Origin of the sequence: Streptomyces katrae (assembly GCF_000966975.1) — a bacterium.
In the GTDB taxonomy this organism is placed as follows: domain Bacteria; phylum Actinomycetota; class Actinomycetes; order Streptomycetales; family Streptomycetaceae; genus Streptomyces; species Streptomyces katrae.
The window spans coordinates 1-779 of the sequence record NZ_JZWV01000165.1 but is presented as its reverse complement, the minus strand read 5'-3'; the positions used below and the strand labels follow the sequence as shown (position 1 = coordinate 779).

Sequence of the window (779 nt, the reverse complement as noted above, 5' to 3'; positions counted from 1 at the left end):
GCCTGGCCCGTGAACATCGGCTTCCTCGCCCGCGGCTCCTCCTCGGACCCCGCGCCCCTGGTCGAGGCCCTCGCCGAGGGCGGCGCCTCCGGCTTCAAGGTCCACGAGGACATGGGCGCCCACACCCGGGCCCTGGACACCGCCCTGCGCGTGGCCGAGGAGCACGACGTGCAGGTGGCCCTGCACAGCGACGGCCTCAACGAGTGCCTGTCCGTCGAGGACACCCTGCGCGTCCTCGAAGGCCGCACCATCCACGCGTTCCACATCGAGGGCTGCGGCGGCGGACACGTCCCCAACGTCCTGAAGATGGCGGGCGTGCCGAACGTGATCGGCTCCTCCACCAACCCCACCCTGCCCTTCGGCCGGGACGCGGTCGCCGAGCACTACGGCATGATCGTCTCCGTCCACGACCTCAAGCCGGACCTCCCCGGCGACGCCGCCATGGCCCGCGACCGCATCCGCGCCGGCACCATGGGCGCGGAGGACGTCCTGCACGACCTGGGCGCCATCGGCATCACCTCCTCCGACGCCCAGGGCATGGGCCGCGCTGGCGAGACCATCCGCCGCACCTTCGCCATGGCCGCCAAGATGAAGGGCGAGCTCGGCCCCCTGGAGGGCGACGGCGAGGGCGACGACAACGCCCGCGTGCTGCGCTACATGGCCAAGCTGACCATCAACCCGGCCATCGCCCACGGCCTGGCCCACGAGATCGGCTCCATCGAGGTCGGCAAGCTCGCCGACATCGTGCTCTGGCGCCCGGCGTTCTTCGGCGCCAAGCC

At 72.4% G+C, this 779-nt stretch carries 1 protein-coding gene; it reads left to right on the top strand.

All coding sequences use genetic code 11. The features are described from left to right. On the top strand, nucleotides 1-779 hold a 779-nt coding region (locus VR44_RS08160), incomplete at both ends, for an urease subunit alpha (RefSeq protein ID WP_045946722.1).